Source organism: Sphingobium sp. TCM1, from assembly GCF_001650725.1.
Lineage (GTDB): Bacteria > Pseudomonadota > Alphaproteobacteria > Sphingomonadales > Sphingomonadaceae > Sphingobium.
Map to the genome: position 1 here is coordinate 18,152 of NZ_LXVX01000041.1, position 17,425 is coordinate 35,576.

Sequence of the window (17,425 nt, forward strand, 5' to 3'; positions counted from 1 at the left end):
GCCGTCCGCACCGACTTCGCCCAAATCGAAGGATTATCCCGCGATCATCCGGACATAGGCACTGGCGACCCAGCCACTGACGCAGGGACCGTCATAGGGCTGCTTGCGCTCCGCGGGGGACGCGACGCCGCAATCGGCGGGCTCCGCCTCGTTGCCCGTCGCCGGAGCGGGCACCACCACCACACCCAGCCATTTCTGGTCGATGCTGCGGGTGCAGATCCAGGCGCGATCGCCCTCGACCATGCGCGCCACTTCGCGGGCGTCTGCAAAGGGCGCGGCGCGCAGCGCCAGCCCCTTAGCCCCGGCGCGCGTGACCTGCCCCATTGCACCGCAGGCGTCGAGCCGGGGACCATCCTCCCCGATGGTGACGGGCCGGGCGACGGGCGCGTCCATGCGGCTTTCCGGCACCTCCTCGCGCGGCGCGCCAGCCAGCGAACTGTTGGGCAATTCCTCATAGACGTCGTTGCTCTTCGAACAGCCGGACAGCCCCGGCAGGGACAACAGCATCAGGACGAGGACGGCGCGCATGACAAGCGTGATAGACCCCCCGGCCCCCCGGCGGAAGACGCCATGTTTCGCTTTAGTTTCGTGGGCGCTTTCCCTATATGCTCGTACATGAGCGAAGAACCCGTCAACTCCCCGAACAGCAATGATTATGGCGCCGACAGCATCAAGGTGCTGAAAGGCCTGGATGCGGTCCGCAAGCGGCCCGGCATGTATATCGGCGACACCGACGATGGATCGGGCCTGCACCATATGGTGTTCGAGGTCAGCGACAATGCGATCGACGAGGCGCTGGCCGGCCATTGCGACCGGATCGTCATCACGCTCAATCCCGACGGGTCGGTCAGCGTCGAGGATAATGGCCGCGGCATCCCGACCGGCATCCACAAGGAAGAGGGCGTGTCGGCGGCCGAGGTCATCATGACCCAGCTGCACGCGGGCGGAAAGTTCGAAAACACCAGCGACGACAATGCCTACAAGGTGTCGGGCGGCCTGCACGGCGTGGGCGTATCGGTCGTCAACGCCCTGTCCGAATGGCTGGACCTCAATATCTGGCGGGACGGCAAGGAACATTATATGCGCTTCGCCTATGGCGACGCGACCGCGCCGCTCGAGGTGATCGGCGATGCGCCGGCGGGCAAGAAGGGCACGCGCGTCACCTTCCTCGCCTCGACCGAGAAGGTGCCCGGCGACGGCGGCACCTTCAAGAACCAGACCGACTATGATTTCGAGAAGCTGGAGCATCGCTATCGCGAGCTGGCTTTCCTCAACAGCGGCGTCCGCCTGTTCCTGGTCGATGCGCGGCATGAGGAGAAGAAGGAAGTCGAGCTGTTCTACGAAGGCGGTATCGCGGCCTTCGTGAAATATCTCGATCGCAACAAGAATGCGCTGATGCCCGATCCGATCGCGATCGCCGGCACCCGCGACGACGTGACCATCGACGTCGCGCTGGAGTGGAACGACTCCTACTATGAAAACGTCCTCTGCTTCACCAACAACATCCCGCAGCGTGACGGCGGCACCCATCTTGCGGCCTTCCGCGCGGCGCTGACCCGCACGCTCAACAATTATGCGGAAAAATCCGGCGCGCTGAAGAAGGAGAAGGTTTCGCTCACCGGCGAGGATATGCGCGAAGGGCTGACCGCGATCGTCTCGGTCAAGCTGCCCGATCCCAAATTCTCGTCGCAGACCAAGGACAAGCTGGTCAGCTCCGAAGTGCGCCAGCCGCTCGAAAGCCTGATGGCCGACAAGATGGCCGAATGGCTGGAGGAGAACCCGGCGCACGGCAAGATGATCGTCCAGAAGGTCATCGACGCCGCCGCGGCCCGCGAAGCCGCGAAGAAGGCGCGCGAACTGACCCGGCGCAAGGGCGCGATGGACATCGCCTCGCTGCCCGGCAAGCTCGCCGATTGCCAGGAACGCGACCCGGCCAAGTCCGAACTCTTCCTGGTCGAGGGTGACTCGGCCGGCGGCTCGGCCAAGCAGGGCCGCAACCGCCACAACCAGGCGATCCTGCCGCTGAAGGGCAAGATCCTGAACGTCGAGCGCGCCCGCTTCGACCGGATGCTCTCGTCCAAGGAAGTCGGCACCCTCATCCAGGCGATGGGCACCGGCATCCGCGACGATTTCAACCTGGAAAAACTGCGCTATCACAAGATCGTCATCATGACCGACGCCGACGTCGACGGCGCCCATATCCGCACCCTGCTGCTGACCTTCTTCTACCGGCAGATGCCGCAGATCATCGAGGCCGGGCATCTCTACATCGCCCAGCCGCCGCTCTACAAGGCGACGCGCGGCCGGTCCGAAGTCTATCTCAAGAACGAGGCGGCGCTCGAACAATATCTGGTCGACAATGGCGTCGATTCGATGGCGCTGGAAACGACCGGCGGGACACGCACCGGCGACGACCTGCGCAGCCTGATCGAACATGCGCGGCGGATGCGCGCGGTGATGCGCTATGTGCCGCGCCGCTATAACCCCGCGATCATCGAGGCGCTGAGCATCAACGGCGCGCTCGATCCCGAACTGTCGAACGCCGCGCAGGCCGAGCGGCTGGCGGCGACCGTTGCCTGGATGGACGCGCAGGATGTCGAGGGGCGCTGGAGCGGGATCGTCGCCGAGGAAGGCGGCTTCCATTTCCAGCGTCTGTGGCGCGGCGTCACCGACCATCACGTGATCGAGGGCGGCTTCATCGGATCGGCCGAAGCGCGCAAGCTCCACGCCATCGCGGCCGAGGATGCCGACAGCTATCGCACCACCAGCCGCCTGGTGACGGTCAAGGCCGCGCTCGCCGCCGAGGCGAGCGACGACGATCTGCCCGCTGCCCCGGCCAAGGGCGCGATCGTCACGCGGCCGAGCGAACTGCTCGACGCCATCCTGACCGCCGGGCGCAAGGGACTGGCGATCCAGCGCTACAAGGGCCTGGGCGAAATGAATGCGGAACAGCTGTGGGAAACCACGCTGGACCCGGACAATCGCTCGATGCTGCGCGTCGAGGTGGAGCAGGCCGACGTCGCCGACGAGATCTTCACCCGGCTGATGGGCGACGTCGTCGAACCGCGCCGCGAGTTCATCCAGGACAATGCGCTGAACGTCGCCAATCTGGACGTGTGATCCGATGGAGCGGGTCCGTTGCGGCTGGGCCGGGACCGACCCGCTTTATTGCGCCTATCATGATGCCGAATGGGGCGTGCCGGAACGCGATTCGCGAATGCTCTGGGAAATGCTGATGCTGGAAGGGTTCCAGGCGGGCCTTTCCTGGATCACCATATTGCGCAAACGCGAAGGCTTTCGCGCTGCCTTCGCCGGCTTTGATCCCGACAAGGTCGCCGCTTTCGACGATGCCGATGTCGAGCGGCTGATGGGCGATCCCGGCATCGTGCGCGCACGCGCGAAGATCGAGGCGACGATCCGGGGCGCGCAGATTTTCTGCGCCATGCGCGATTCGGGGGAGGATTTCGCGGCCTATGTCTGGGCCTTCGTGGATGCCCAGCCGATCCGCAATGACGGCGTGCATTTCCCGGCAAAGACAGACCTGTCCGAAGCCATCTCAAAAGACCTGAAGACGCGCGGCTTCAAGTTTGTGGGGCCAACCATCGTCTATGCCTGGATGCAGGCGATCGGCATAGTCAACGACCATGCGGTGGATTGCTTCCGCCGCGACGTCGTCAACGCATGAAGGCGAGCCGGTTCCTGCTCCCGCTGCTGATGATCGGCGGATGTGGAAGCGAGCAACCAGCCGCGAATCGAACCGAGACAACGCCGGAAGTCGCCGCGCCCATCAACAACAGCATCGCGAACGAGAGCGTGGCACCACCGCCTGTGCCAACACCGCTTCCGTTGGATGAAGCCAAACCCTTGGTTTCACGTGAAACACCACCCCGTCGCCCGACGCCAGCCGATTATCGCGCGATCGGTACCGAACCCTTTTGGGCCGTCACGATACGCGGATCAACCGCCCTGCTGGAACGGCCGGATCATCGCCCGCTCCGCTATAGCGTGGCGCATGACGGGGATGATCGGGCGATCCGTTATCTGGGCGAAGGCTTCACCCTGACCGCGACGGAAGGGCCGTGCAGCGACGGCATGAGCGACGCAATCTGGTCCGAGCGGGTTCAGATTGCCTTTGGAGAGGGGACGCTCAAGGGCTGCGGCGGTATCCGGGAGGACGAGGGGCCGGACCGCCCATAGCCCTACGCCCGTTCGCTTCGCGCATGTCGAGAAGCGGATAGTGCCGAAGCCGATCAGTCCGGCGTCGCGCCCTCCAGTGCCTCCATCGTCGCTCGGTCTTCATCCGACACGAATTCGCAGGCGAGCAGGGTCCGTCCCTTGAGCGCTGGTCCCTGCCGTGCGACGATCGAGATCAGGCCCATATCCCTCATCCCTTGATCGGCTTCCGGCAGTTGCCGGGAAAAGCCGAGGCTGGAACTGCCCAGCAATCGATTTGATTCCGGCTTTAGATCATAATGTTCCGCCAGTTGCGCCGCGACTTCTCCCTTGACGAGGACGCCCACAGCCATGCCGCCGAACATAACATCCTGGGCGACGAACCCGTCGCGTTCGATCGGCGCCTTCAGATGATAGATGGCCGCGCCCAGCCCCGATGTGTCGGGCTTGGCGATCTTTTCCGCCGCTTCATAGAGGGTGGTGGCATTGCCGAGCGAATAGGGCGGCTGGCACAGGGCCGCGCCGAAGAAATCCGGTTCGGCCGCCAGCGCGGGGAGCGGCGAAAGGGCGAGCAGCAGCGACAGGGGCCGCAAGGAAAATAGCGTCATTACAATATCATGGACCATACCCTGATCCCGATCAACATAGGCTTCAGTCGGCCCGCATCGCCTCCGCCACCAGCGCTTCTGCCTCCATCAGCAGCGCATCCTCGGCGGCCTGCTGCGCCACCTGCTCCCGGCCGATCAGGATCAGAACCGGCACCGCCAGGGGACTGACCCGGTCCAGCGTTACATGCAGCATGGTCTGGCTCGCCCGGTCGATCAGGTCGCCGAGCCGCCCCACATCGGTCATCCGCGCGCGCGCGTCCGCCCAGGCGGCCTTGAGCAGCAGATGATCGGGCTGATATTTGCGCAGCACGTCATAGATGAGGTCGGTCGAGAAGGTGACCTGCCGTCCGGTCTTGCGCTTGCCCGGATGCTGCCGCTCGATCAGGCCGGAAATCACCGCCACGTCGCGGAAGGCGCGCTTGAGCAGACTAGACTGTTCGACCCATTCGACAAATTCATGGTCCAGGATGTCGGCGGAAAAGAGGCTTCCGGGGTCGGTGACGGGCTTCAGCCCATAGACCGCCAACGCATAGTCGTTGGCAACGAACCCCAGCGGCATCAGCCCCTGCGCGTCCATGCGGCGGGTCAGCAACATCCCGAGCGACTGGTGGGCATTCCAGCCCTCGAAACTGTAGCAGACGAGATAATGGCGCCCCTCATGCGGAAAGGTCTCGATCAGCAGCTGACCCGGCTGCGGCAGGGTGGACCGCAGCTTCTGCATGTCCAGCCATTCACGCACGTCGGGCGGGAAGCGATGCCATTCCTCCGGCTCGGCCAGGAAATGCCGCACCCGCTCGGCCAGCCGCGTCGACATCGCCATGCGGGTGCCGCCCCAGCTGGGGATGCGCGCCTGCTTCGACGTGGCGCGCACCACCAGATCGGTCGTGTCCATCCGCACCACTTCCAGCGCCATGCCGGAGAAGAAGAAACTGTCACCGGGGCGCAAGGTGGCGGCGAACCCCTCCTCCACTGTGCCGAGCTTGCGCCCATTGGCGAAGCGCACGGCGAGCGCGGGCTGATCGACGATGATGCCGGCGTTGAGGCGATGCTGCTGGATGAAGCGCGGGTGCGACACGCGCCAGAGCATCTGCCCCTCGCCATCCGGCTCCTGCGTCAGCCGCTTGAACCGGTCATAGGCGCGCAGGGCATAGCCGCCCCCCTCGATGAAGTGCAGGACAGTCTCGAACGCCTCGGCGGTCAGCGCGCTATAGGGAGTGGCGGACCGCACCTCCGCCAGCAGCTCCTCCGCCCGGAAGGGCCCGGCGCAGGCCAGGCCCATGACATGCTGGGCCAGCACGTCCAGGCTGCCGGGACGGAAATCGTCGGCATCGCGTTCGCCCGCCTCCACCGCATCGAGCGCGGCGCGCGCTTCCAGATATTCGAAACGGTTGCCCGGAATCAGGATCGCTTCCGACGCCATCTCGAGCCGATGGTTGGCGCGGCCGATCCGCTGGAGCAGGCGCGAACTGCCCTTTGGCGCGCCCATCTGGATCACGCAGTCGACATTGCCCCAGTCGACGCCCAGGTCCAGCGACGCGGTCGCCACCAGCGCGCGCAATTTGCCCGCCGCCATCGCGGCTTCGACCTTGCGCCGCGCCTCGATCGACAGGCTGCCATGGTGGATGCCGATCGGCAGGTTGGCGTCGTTGACCGACCAGAGTTCCTGGAAGATCAGCTCGGCAAGACCGCGCGTGTTACAAAAGACCAGAGTCGTCCCGCGCGACTCGATCTCCGCCATCACCTGTCTGGCCGCATATTTGCCCGAATGACCGGACCAGGGGACGCGCCCCTCCGGGATCAGGATCGCGACATCGGGGTCCGCGCCGGCCTCGCCCAGCACCGGCGTCACAGCGCCGATATCGCCATCGGGCGCCAGCCAGGCGCGATAGGCGTCGACATCGGCGACCGTGGCGGACAGCGCCACCCGGCGCAGCGCCGGGTTGATCGCCTGCAATCGCGCCATGGAAAGGTTCAGCAGGTCGCCCCGCTTCTGCGTCGCGAAGGCATGGACCTCGTCCACGATCACCGTGCCCAGATTCGCGAACAGCAGCCTCGCATCGGGGTGACTGAGCAGCAGCGACAGCGATTCGGGCGTGGTGAGCAAAATCTGCGGCGGTCGGACGCGCTGGCGCGCCTTGCGATCGGACGGCGTGTCGCCGGTGCGCGTCTCGACCCGGATCGGCAGCCCCATCTCCTCGATGGGCGTAAGCAGGTTGCGGCGCACATCGACCGCGAGCGCCTTGAGCGGCGAAACATATAGCGTGTGCAGGCCGTCGGCCGGATCGCGGATCAGATCGGCCAGGGTCGGCAGGAATCCCGCCAGCGTCTTGCCCGCCCCGGTCGGCGCCACCAGCAGGGCATGGTCGCCGCGCTGCGCCGCGGCCAGCATCTCCAGTTGATGCCGTCGCGGCCGCCAGCCGCGTGCGGCGAACCAGTTTTCGACGATGGCGGGAAGGGAAGCCGACATGGCCCCGGATGTAGGGCGCACCGGCCCGCCTGTCACGGTCCGCCATGGCCGCTCGTCGCTGCGACCATGGCGACGTATCCCATATCATGATAGCCTGCTCTCAAGCGGCATATGCGCCATGCAACTGACTCGCGCCGCGCGGTCAGGCACAGGACAGCCAAGGCGCCCTGCCGCGAGGACGCCCGTCCATGAGAGGAAACCGATTCATGACCGAATCATATGGCGAACCTGCCATGCCGACGATTGTGCCGATGACCCTGTTCGATGCCTGGCTGCTGCCCTTCACCTTCTGGGCCAATTGGTGGAGCTTCTACGAGGAGGCGCTGCACGTCGCCCATTGCCGTCCTTATCTTCGCGATTCGGGGGCCATCGAAGACGCGCCCCGCCCGATCGAGGATGAACCGGGCTTGGTGGCCTGATCCGGGCGAGGATGAAATCGTCGGAATAATCATATAGCCGGAAGAAATAATCTTGCTCATTCCTCTGGCTCCCTCCCCCGCTCCTGCGTTACAATCCGGCCCATGACAGCGGCGCTCCAGACGCCGCACCAAGCAGGAGAATGACATGACCGGCCCGACCGAAGCCGACCTCACCGGCGCGGACGCCCCGCGCAACCGTCGCCGTCCCAAGGCGCCCATCATGGAAATTGACGGCCGCAAGCTGAAGCCCGCCACCTTGATGATGGGCCATGGCTACGACCCGACCCTGTCGGAAGGATCGCTCAAGCCGCCCATCTTCCTCACATCCACCTTCGCCTTCGAAAGCGCGGCGGCGGGCAAGCGCCATTTCGAGGGCGTGACCGGCATCCGTCCCGGCGGGGCGGAAGGACTGGTCTATTCCCGTTTCAACGGTCCCAATCAGGAGATTTGCGAGGATCGGCTCTCGGTGTGGGAGGAGGCGGAGGACGCGCTGCTCTTTTCCAGCGGCATGTCGGCCATTGCCACCACCCTGCTCGCACTGGTCCAGCCGGGCGATGTCATCGTCCATTCTGCCCCCCTCTACGCCGCGACCGAATCGCTGATCGGCCGCATATTGGGTAAATTCGGAGTGCAATGGCTCGATTTCCCCGCCGGCGCGACCGAGGCGGAGATCGGCGCGGTGATCGAGAAAGCGAGGGGACTGGGCCGGGTCGCGCTTCTCTATCTGGAGAGCCCGGCCAATCCGACCAATGTCCTGGTCGATCTGGAAGCGGTAGTCGCGCGGCGCAACGCCCTCTTCGCCGGCGAGGCGCATGTCCCGCCGATCGCGATCGACAATACTTTCCTCGGCCCGCTGTGGCACAAGCCGATCGCCCATGGCGCCGACCTCGTCATCTACAGCCTGACCAAATATGCCGGCGGGCATAGCGATCTGGTCGCGGGCGGTGTGCTGGGGAGCAACGCGCTCATCAACAGCATCCGGCTGATGCGCAACACCATCGGCACCATCCTCGACCCGCACAGCGCCTGGATGCTGCTCCGCAGCCTCGAAACGCTGGAATTGCGGATGAGCCGGGCGGGCGAGAATGCGGCGAAGGTCTGCGCCTGGCTGAGGGACCAGCCGCAGGTGGAGAAAATCGTCTATCTCGGCTTCCCGGAGACGGAGCGGCAGGCCGACATCTACCGCCGCCACTGCACCGGGGCGGGATCGACCTTCTCGCTCTATCTGAAGGGCGGCGAGGCGGAAGCCTTCGCCTTTCTCGACGCGCTCAAGATCGCCAAGCTGGCGGTCAGCCTGGGCGGCACCGAAACGCTGGCCAGCCATCCCGCCGCGATGACCCATCTATCGGTGCCGGCTGAGCGCAAGCAGGCCCTGGCGATCAGCGACAATATGGTCCGCATCTCGATCGGCTGCGAGGATGCCGACGATCTGATCGCCGATTTCGCCCAGGCGCTGCGGCAGGTCGGATGAGCGACGCGCATCCGGCCGTCCCGCCCGTCGTCCTGATCGCCCAGCCGCATCTCGCGCCGCTGCTGGGCGTATTGGCGGCGGACTATGACGTCATGCCGTTGTGGGAGCAGGGCGGGCGCGCCCGGCTTGGCGATGCGGCGGCGCTGGTGACGGCGGGGGAGTTCCCGCTCGACCCCGCGCTGATCGCGGCGATGCCGCGCCTCGGCCTCATCGCCTGCTTCACCGTGGGCTATGACGGGGTCGACCTGGATCTCGCCCGGTCGCGTGGCATCGCCGTCACCCATGCGGGCAATGCCAATGCGGAGGATGTCGCAGACCATGCGATCGGGCTGATGCTGGCGCATCGTCGCTGGATCGTCGAGGGCGACCGGCAACTGCGCGCCGGGCTGTGGACAGCGCAGGCCAAGACGATCACCCGCTCGATGGGCGGTGCCCGGCTGGGGATCGTGGGCATGGGCGCGATCGGCGTGGCAACGGCGGAGCGGGCGCAGGCGATGAAGATGCGTGTCGGCTGGTGGGGACCGCGGGACAAGCCCGCCCTCCCCTGGCCGCGCGCGACAAGCCTGATGGCGCTGGCGCAGGACAGCGACATATTGGTGATCGCCGCGCGCGCCGCGGACGACAATCGCGGCATGATTGCGGCCGCCATCCTCGACGCGCTTGGTCCCTCCGGGCTGCTGGTGAATGTCGCACGCGGGCAACTGGTCGACGAGGCCGCCCTGATCGACGCGCTCAGGGACGGACGGCTTGGCGGCGCGGCGCTCGACGTGTTCGATCCCGAACCGACCGACCCCGCGCGCTGGGCCGACGTCCCCAATGTCGTTCTGACGCCCCATACCGGCGGCGCGACCCAGGAAGCGGTCGGGCGCATGGTGCAGATGCTGCAAGCCAATCTCGCCGCTCATTTCGCGGGCGAACCCCTGCCCGCCCCGGTCCGTGATCCTGGGCGGTCAGCGGGCCACTCTCTGCCCTAGTTCCAGTCCACCCGCGTCCAGCCCCGCTCCGCCGCCAGCTTCGCCAGCGGCTTGTGCGGGTTGGAGGCGAAGGGAATGTCGGCGAATTCCAGCATCGGCGCGTCCGACACATGGTCGGAATAGGCGCGGATCTGGGCCTGGCTGCGGTCGATCGCCTCGGCCGCCATCCAGGCCTTGATCATCCGCAGCTTGCCCGTGTCGTAACAATTCTCGCCCGCGATCCTGGCGCGGACATAGCGCAGATCCTGGCTCAGATGATCGGTCGCGATCACCGCGTCGAAACCCAGCCGCCGCGCGATCGGCTCGACATAGAGGCGGTAGGAGGCGGTCGCCAGCACAAGCCGATAGCCGTCCGCCCGGTCCTTCGCGATCTGCGCTACCGCGCCCTGCCGCAAATTGGTCGCCACCACCTTGTCGGCATAGCTTTCGATATGCGGCATCAGCTTCGCCCGTTCGACATGATGGCCGATCATCAGTGCCTGGTTCAGTTCCTTCAGCCGCTGGCGCGTAATCAGCTTCACCACATAGGCCAGCATCAGCAGAATGACGCAGGGGAACAGCAACAGCCGCCACGGAGCCATCCGCCGCGCCACATGCAGAAGGAAACCCGTATAGGTGCCACTGAAGGTCACCGTGCGGTCCATGTCGTAGATCGCCAGCCTGTGCGTCGTCATGCCGTTTCCGAAACTTTTGCCCCAGCTCTTCGTTCTGGCTTGCGGATGGGCCGTTTCGGCTTGCCGTGCAACCGATAATGGACCACTAAACCGCCTTGATGAACAAAGCCGCCGACCTTGCAGAAGAAAAGCGCGATGGCGGCACGGTAATACGGCTTTCGGGAAACCTGGCCATAGCGTGCCTCCACGACCTGCCCGATCGGCTCGACGGCCTTCAGGGTCCGGTCAGCGCCATCGACCTGTCCGGGGTCGACCATATCGACACGATCGGCGCCTGGACGGTGCTTCGCACGGCCAAGCGGCTGGGCGCGGAGGTCACTGGCGCGCATGACGACGCCCGGCGCCTGATCGATACCGTAGGCCAGCTGGACGAGCCGGTGCCGATCCGGCCGGAGCATGTTCATGCGCTGCGCCGCGTCGTCGGCCAGATCGGCGAAGCGGTCGCCAATTCCGGCGCAACGCTGCTCGGCCTGCTCGGCTTCTTCGGCGCGACGCTGGTGGCAAGCTGGAGCCTGATCCGCCATCCCCGCCGTTTCCGGTGGAACGCCGTCATCCAGCGGTTCGAAGTGGTGGGCGTTTCCGCGCTCGGCATCATCGGCCTGATGAGCTTCCTGATCGGCATCGTCATCGCCCAGCAGGGATCGGTGCAGCTGCGCCAGTTCGGCATGGAGATGCTGACCATCAACCTGGTCGGCCGCCTCACCTTCCGCGAACTGGGCGTGCTCATGACCGCGATCATGGTCGCGGGTCGCTCGGGTTCCGCCTTCGCCGCGCAACTGGGCACGATGAAGCTGACCGAGGAAATCGACGCGATGCGTACTATCGGCGTATCGCCGATGGAAGCGCTGGTGCTCCCGCGCACGCTCGCCGTCGTCGTCATGATGCCGCTGCTCGGCTTCTACAGCTCGATCGTCGCGATCATCGGTGGCGGCTTCCTGTGCGCCGTGGCGCTGGAGATTCCCCCCATCACCTTCGTCCAGCGGCTGCGCGAAGTGGTGCCGATCACCGACCTGTGGGTCGGCCTCATCAAGGCGCCGGTGTTCGGCATCATCATCGCCCTGTCGGGCTGCTTCCAGGGTATGCAGGTCAAGGCGAACGCCGAAGAGGTCGGTATGCGTACCACCGCGGCGGTCGTGCAGGCCATCTTCCTCGTCATCGTCATCGACGCCTTCTTCGCGGTCTTCTTCACCTGGGTGGGCTGGAACTGATGAGCGAGGAGGAAATCCAGCAGGCCGAGGAGCGCCGCATCGAGCAAGCGGTGGAAACCGCCGACATCGCCATCAAGGTGCGCGGCCTGCGAAACAGTTTCGGCGATCAGGTCGTGCACGAACATCTCGACCTGGACGTGCGCAAGGGCGAGATATTGGGCGTGGTCGGCGGATCGGGCACGGGCAAGTCCGTCCTGATGCGTTCGATCATCGGCCTCCAGACACCGGACGAGGGCGAGGTCTGCGTCTTCGGCGAATCGATGATCGGGCGGCTGGACGACGAGGCGCTGGCGATCCGCAAGCGCTGGGGCGTGCTGTTCCAGGGCGGCGCGCTCTTTTCCACGCTGACCGTTGCCGAAAATGTCGAGGTGCCGATCCGCGAATATTATCCCAATATCGGGCCGCAACTGCGCGACGAGATCGCCGCCTACAAGATCCGCCTCACCGGCCTGCCGACCGAGGCTGGCCCCAAATATCCGTCCGAACTGTCGGGCGGCATGAAGAAGCGCGCGGGTCTTGCCCGCGCTCTGGCGCTGGACCCGGACCTTCTGTTCCTGGACGAACCGACGGCCGGCCTCGACCCGATCGGCGCGGCCGCCTTCGACGATCAGACCCGCAAGCTGCAACAGACGCTGGGCCTCACCGTGTTCCTCATCACCCACGACCTCGATACGCTCTATTCCATCTGCGACCGGGTGGCGGTGCTGGCGGACAGGAAGGTGATCGCGGTCGGCACGATCGAGGAACTGCTGGCCACCGATCATGCGTGGATACAGGAATATTTCAACGGCCCGCGCGGCCGCGCCGCGACGGCGGCGGTCGAACGCGAAAAGAACAGGGCGGCCGCCGCGTCGCCGGACGGAAGGCGATAGGATATGGAAACCCGCTCCAATCATGTGCTGGTCGGCACGGTCACGCTGCTGCTGCTGGCCGCGGTCATGATCGCCGCCTTCTGGTTCTCGCGCCTGTCGCAGGGCGACAACATGGAATATGACATCTTCTTCAAACAGTCGGTCAACGGCCTGGCGAAGGGTTCGAGCGTCAACTATGCGGGCGTGCCGTCCGGCCAGGTCGAGAAGATCGAGCTGTGGAAGCGCGATCCGAGCTTCGTGAAGGTGCGTATTTCCGTCAAGGAGGGCACGCCGGTGCTCCAGGGGACGACCGCCACCATTGCCGGCGTCGGCTTCACCGGCGTCAGCGAGATCGTGCTGGATGGCGCGGTCAAGGGCGCGCCACCGATCATCTGCCCGGCGGAAAACACCATGGCCGTCTGCCCCGATGGCGTGCCGGTGATCCCGACCAAGCCCGGCGCGCTGGGCGAACTGCTCAACAACGCCCCCCAGCTGCTGGAACGGCTGTCGACGCTCACGGAACGGCTGACCGAACTGCTCAACGACAAGAACCAGCAGTCGATCGCCGGCATCCTCGCCAATGTCGAGCGGGTGTCCGGCGCGCTGGCCGACCGCAGCCCCGAAATCGCCGCCACCCTCGCCGAAGCACGGATCGCGGTGCAGCGGACCGGCGTGGCGGTCGAGCAGATCGGCAAGCTCGCCGCCACCACCGATGCGCTGCTCAACGACGAGGGCAAGCCGCTGATGGCCGATCTGCGCAAGACCGTGCAGTCGGCGACGCGCAGCATCGACACGCTCGACAAGACGATCGGCGAGGCGCAGCCGGGCGTAAAGGCGTTCAGCAACCAGACCATGCCCGAAGTGAACCAGTTGGTGCGCGACCTGCGCGAAATGTCGCGCGCCTTCCGCGGGGTCGCCGAAAAGCTGGACCAGCAGGGCGCCGGGTCGCTGGTCGGATCGCCCAAGCTGCCGGACTACAAGAATTGATGAGAAGGATGCGGACCATGTTCCATGTGAAACAACAGGGCGCGCTGGCCGCCCTCGCCGCCGCCGTCCTGCTGTCGGGCTGCGTTTCCTTCGGCGCCAAGCCGCCGGCGCAATTGCTGACGCTCGACGCGGCCCAAAAGGTGCCGGCGGGGGCCGCGCGGGTGGCGGGCAGCGGACGGACGCTGATCGTCGCCGATCCCGAAGCGCCCAAGATGCTGGATACGATCCGCGTCCCGGTACAGATGACGCCGACTTCGGTCGCCTATGTGACCAAGGTCCAGTGGGCCGATACGCCACGTCACCTGTTCCGCCGGCTTATGGCCGAAACCATATCCGCGACGACCGACCGGGTGGTGCTCGATTCGGGCCAGTTCTCCGGCGACGGCGGTCAGCGCCTGTCGGGCGAACTTGTCGCCTTCACCATCGATCAGGCCAGCCATAACGCGATCGTGACCTATGATGCGGTGCTGACCACGCCGGCGGGCGTCGCGCTGGCCCGCCAGCGCTTCACCGCCAGCGCGCCGGTCAGCGGCAAGATCGAGGCGACCACCGTCGGCGCCCCGCTCAATACCGCCGCCAACAAGGTCGCGACCGATGTCGCAGCCTGGGTCGCAGCGGTGAAGGAATAGGCCGGAGGGCTCTCCCGGCTGGCGCTGCCGGTCCTGAGACGACCAGAGGCGGGCAGTCAAGCGCGGCCCGGCGCCGCTCGGAAGCGGTCATCCCATATTACCGTCACCCCAGCGACCCGAAGGGCGGCCGCAGGCCAAAGCGGGAATCCATCTCCTGACCTTGCGTCCAGCACGGCGCTGAGAAGACGGTTCCCCGCCCCCGCGGGGATGCCGATGTAGAGCGGCCGTTACGCAACCCACCCCGTTCGAACACCAGCAAACTCGCTCACTCCAGGCTCTTGCCCGCCTGCTCCATCACATCCTTGGACAGGCCCGGTTCCGCCAGGATGCGCTGCAATTCCGCGCGCATCAGGCCAGCGCGCCCCTCGTCGAACCGCTTCCAGCGGCCCAGCGGCGGCACCAGCCGCGCCGCCGTCTGCGGGTTCAGCTTGTCGAGCGCGATGATGCAGTCGGCGACCAGCCGGTATCCCTTGCCCGACCTATGGTGGAACGCCCACTGGTTGCCCGCGAAGGCGCCATAGAGCGATCGCACGCGATTGGGATTGGCGAGCGTGAAGTCCTTGTGCCGGCTCAACTCCTCGACCTGGTCGACCGTATCGGGATGAAGGGCGAAGGCCTGGGTCTGGAACCATTTGTCCAGCGTCAGCGCGTCACCCGAATAGCGGTTGTAGAAGATGTCGAGCGCCGCCACCCGCTCGGCGCTGGTGCCGTTGGCGAGCGTACCGAGCGCCGCCTGACGCTCGGTCATATTATCGGCATCGCTGAACTGGGCGAAGGCAATGGCCGGGCCATCCCCCGTCCCCGACGCGACCAGATAATGGAGCGCAGCGTTGCGCAGCTTGCGCGCGCCCTTGGCCGACGACGACAGCGAGAAGGCGTTGGCCCGGGTCTTGGCATGGACATCGCGCCAGAACGGTTCCAGCTCCGCGCCGATCTTGTGTTGCAGCGCGTCGCGCGCCGCGTGGATCGCGTCGGGATCGACCTGCCGCATCTGGTCGCCCAGATAGGCTTCGCTCGGCAGGCGGATAACTTCGGCCACGAACGCCGGGTCCAATGCCACGTCGGTCAATATGTTGCGGATCGCGGCGATCACGGCGGCATCGTCCACATCCTGCCCCGCGATGCGGCCCACCAGCACATTGACCATCAGCTGCTGCATCGCTTCATAACGGGCGAAGGGGTCATCATCATGCGCCGACAGGAAGGCCAGATCGTCCTGGCTGCGGTTGGTTTCGACGATCACCGGTGCCGAAAAACCGCGATTGATCGACAGGACCGGCGCGCCGGCAAAGCCAGTGAAGGTGAAGCTCTGCCGCGCCTCCGTCAGCATCAGCAACGCATCGCCATGATGCTGCCCCATCGCCGGGTCGAACAGCGCGGTACGCAGCGGGATCGCCATTGGCCGCTTGTCGGGTTGGCCCGGCGTGGCAGGCACGGTCTGCTCCAGCGTCAGCTCGACGGTCTGCGCCACCGGATCATGTGACAGAAGCGCGCGCACGTGCGGCGTGCCCGCCTGTTCATACCAGAGGCGGAACTGGCCGAGGTCGATCTCGCCGCCCTCCTCCATCGCACGCACGAAATCCTCGCACGTCGCCGCTTCGCCGTCATGCCGGTCGAAATAGAGGTCCGTGCCCGCGCGGAACCGTTCCGGGCCGAGCATCAGCGCCATCATGCGAATCACTTCCGCACCCTTGTTGTAGATGGTCGCCGTGTAGAAGTTGCTGATTTCCATATAGGATTCAGGGCGAACCGGATGCGCCAGCGGCCCTGAATCCTCCTGGAACTGGGCGGCCCGCAGGATACGGACATCCTCGATCCGCTTGACCGCATGGCTGCCCATGTCGGCGGAAAAATTCTGGTCGCGAAAGACGGTGAAGCCTTCCTTCAGGCTCAGCTGGAACCAGTCGCGGCAGGTGACGCGATTGCCCGACCAGTTGTGAAAATATTCATGCGCCACCACACCCTCGACCCCATCATAATCGATGTCGGTCGCGGTCTCCGGATCGGCCAGAATATAGCGGGAATTGAATATGTTGAGGCCTTTGTTCTCCATCGCGCCGAAATTGAAGTCGGCCACCGCCACGATGTTGAACACATCCAGGTCATATTCGCGGCCATAGACGCGTTCGTCCCAGGCCATGCTGTTCTTCAGCGCCTGCATGGCGTGAGCCGTGCGCGGCAGGTCGGCCTCCTTGACCCAGATGCCGAGGCGCACTTCCCGTCCGCTCATCGTCACGAAGCGGTCGGCATTGCACGCGAGGTCGCCCGCCACCAGAGCGAACAGGTAGCAGGGCTTGGGGAAGGGGTCGTTCCAGAGCGCCCAATGGCGGCCACCGTCCAGTTCGCCCTGGTCGATCGGGTCGCCATTGGCGAGCAGCACGGGAAAGCGCGTCTTGTCGGCCGCCATGCGAACGCTGTAGCGCGAGAGGACGTCAGGGCGATCGGGAAAGAAGGTTATCCGACGGAATCCCTCGGCCTCGCACTGGGTGCAGAGCAGCCCACCGCTGGCGTAAAGGCCCATCAGCTTGCTGTTGCTCTCCGGCGCCAGCTCAACCAGCGTCTCGATGCTGTGTGTTGCGCCGGTCAGCGCGATGATGAGCGCGCCGGCTTCCAGATGCCATTCCTCGTCGCCGAGCAAGCGGCCGTCGATCTTCACTTCCAGCGGCACCAACCCGTCCCCATCCAGCCGCAGCGGGCGGGCATGATCGCCATTGCGCGTGACGGAGAGCGTCGCGCGCACGCGCGTCAGCGCGGGATCGAGGTCGAAATCGAGCGCGATGTCGGGCACCAGCCAGTCGGGCGCGCTATAGTCGGCGCGGCGGATGACGGCGGGAGCGGCGGCGTTGGTGGAGAGCATATCGGCCATGCCCTCACAGTAGGGAGCAGGCCGCCAAAAGACCAGTAGGGTTCGACCGGGAAGGCACGGAAGATCGCGCCCGTCAGCATCCCCACAGGCGTTTGAAC

General features: G+C 65.7%; 15 protein-coding genes. 10 read left to right on the top strand and 5 right to left on the bottom strand.

Annotated elements, in window-relative coordinates; genetic code table 11:
- Positions 1 to 33: 33 nt before the first annotated feature.
- Positions 34 to 528 carry a hypothetical protein gene (locus A7Q26_RS23685; protein ID WP_066865595.1) on the bottom strand — a complete coding sequence of 165 codons (495 nt, stop codon included), beginning with the start codon at positions 526 to 528 and terminating at the stop codon, positions 34 to 36.
- Positions 529 to 615: 87 nt separating this feature from the next.
- On the opposite strand from A7Q26_RS23685, the gene gyrB reads away from it, so the two are divergent.
- From gyrB to A7Q26_RS26385, 3 genes are all read left to right on the top strand, one after another.
- The gene (gene gyrB, locus A7Q26_RS23690) at positions 616 to 3,120 is read left to right on the top strand and encodes a DNA topoisomerase (ATP-hydrolyzing) subunit B (RefSeq protein ID WP_066865598.1); all 2,505 of its coding nucleotides are present in this window, start codon (positions 616 to 618) and stop codon (positions 3,118 to 3,120) included.
- 4 nt (positions 3,121 to 3,124) lie between these two features.
- On the top strand, positions 3,125 to 3,685 hold the full coding sequence (locus tag A7Q26_RS23695) for a DNA-3-methyladenine glycosylase I (protein WP_066865600.1): 561 nt from the start codon (positions 3,125 to 3,127) through the stop codon (positions 3,683 to 3,685).
- A gap of 179 nt (positions 3,686 to 3,864) precedes the next feature.
- A complete protein-coding gene (locus A7Q26_RS26385) occupies positions 3,865 to 4,197 on the top strand; it encodes a hypothetical protein (RefSeq protein ID WP_443018185.1) in 333 nt (110 codons plus the stop codon).
- Between the two features lie 53 nt (positions 4,198 to 4,250).
- Here the strand turns inward: A7Q26_RS26385 and A7Q26_RS23705 are convergent, their stop codons facing one another.
- Positions 4,251 to 4,781, bottom strand: coding sequence for a hypothetical protein (locus A7Q26_RS23705; protein ID WP_066865969.1), 531 nt, complete (start codon positions 4,779 to 4,781; stop codon positions 4,251 to 4,253).
- A gap of 43 nt (positions 4,782 to 4,824) precedes the next feature.
- Positions 4,825 to 7,248, bottom strand: a complete 2,424-nt coding sequence (locus A7Q26_RS23710; protein ID WP_066865605.1) for a ligase-associated DNA damage response DEXH box helicase — start codon at positions 7,246 to 7,248, stop codon at positions 4,825 to 4,827.
- 206 nt (positions 7,249 to 7,454) lie between these two features.
- Here A7Q26_RS23710 and A7Q26_RS23715 point away from each other — a divergent pair, with 206 nt between their 5' ends.
- The 3 genes from A7Q26_RS23715 (at position 7,455) to A7Q26_RS23725 (ending at position 10,112) form a co-directional block, all read left to right on the top strand.
- The gene (locus A7Q26_RS23715; RefSeq protein ID WP_066865608.1) at positions 7,455 to 7,667 is read left to right on the top strand and encodes a hypothetical protein; all 213 of its coding nucleotides are present in this window, start codon (positions 7,455 to 7,457) and stop codon (positions 7,665 to 7,667) included.
- Between the two features lie 145 nt (positions 7,668 to 7,812).
- A complete protein-coding gene (locus tag A7Q26_RS23720) occupies positions 7,813 to 9,138 on the top strand; it encodes a cystathionine gamma-synthase family protein (protein ID WP_066865611.1) in 1,326 nt (441 codons plus the stop codon).
- Positions 9,135 to 10,112 (top strand): 2-hydroxyacid dehydrogenase, encoded by a 978-nt coding sequence (locus A7Q26_RS23725; protein WP_066865614.1) that lies wholly within the window; start codon positions 9,135 to 9,137, stop codon positions 10,110 to 10,112. Before A7Q26_RS23720 ends, A7Q26_RS23725 begins: the two co-directional genes overlap by 4 nt.
- Here the strand turns inward: A7Q26_RS23725 and A7Q26_RS23730 are convergent.
- Entirely contained in the window at positions 10,109 to 10,786 is a 678-nt protein-coding gene (locus A7Q26_RS23730; RefSeq protein WP_269747284.1) for an HAD family hydrolase, read from the bottom strand. The two genes, A7Q26_RS23725 and A7Q26_RS23730, sit on opposite strands and share 4 nt — an antisense overlap.
- A 98-nt stretch (positions 10,787 to 10,884) precedes the next feature.
- On the opposite strand from A7Q26_RS23730, the gene A7Q26_RS23735 reads away from it, so the two are divergent.
- The 4 genes from A7Q26_RS23735 to A7Q26_RS23750 are packed head-to-tail and all read left to right on the top strand — an operon-like array spanning position 10,885 to position 14,461.
- On the top strand, positions 10,885 to 11,994 hold the full coding sequence (locus A7Q26_RS23735) for an ABC transporter permease (RefSeq protein WP_066865618.1): 1,110 nt from the start codon (positions 10,885 to 10,887) through the stop codon (positions 11,992 to 11,994).
- A complete protein-coding gene (locus A7Q26_RS23740; RefSeq protein ID WP_066865621.1) occupies positions 11,994 to 12,866 on the top strand; it encodes an ABC transporter ATP-binding protein in 873 nt (290 codons plus the stop codon). Before A7Q26_RS23735 ends, A7Q26_RS23740 begins: the two co-directional genes overlap by 1 nt.
- Before the next feature lie 3 nt (positions 12,867 to 12,869).
- Positions 12,870 to 13,832: an MlaD family protein gene (locus tag A7Q26_RS23745; RefSeq protein ID WP_066865624.1), complete on the top strand. Its 963-nt coding sequence runs from the start codon at positions 12,870 to 12,872 to the stop codon at positions 13,830 to 13,832.
- 17 nt (positions 13,833 to 13,849) lie between these two features.
- Positions 13,850 to 14,461, top strand: a complete 612-nt coding sequence (locus A7Q26_RS23750) for an ABC-type transport auxiliary lipoprotein family protein (RefSeq protein ID WP_066865626.1) — start codon at positions 13,850 to 13,852, stop codon at positions 14,459 to 14,461.
- A gap of 265 nt (positions 14,462 to 14,726) precedes the next feature.
- On the opposite strand, the gene pepN is transcribed toward A7Q26_RS23750, so the two are convergent.
- On the bottom strand, positions 14,727 to 17,327 hold the full coding sequence (pepN, locus tag A7Q26_RS23755) for an aminopeptidase N (protein WP_066865628.1): 2,601 nt from the start codon (positions 17,325 to 17,327) through the stop codon (positions 14,727 to 14,729).
- Between the last annotated feature and the right edge of the window lie 98 nt (positions 17,328 to 17,425).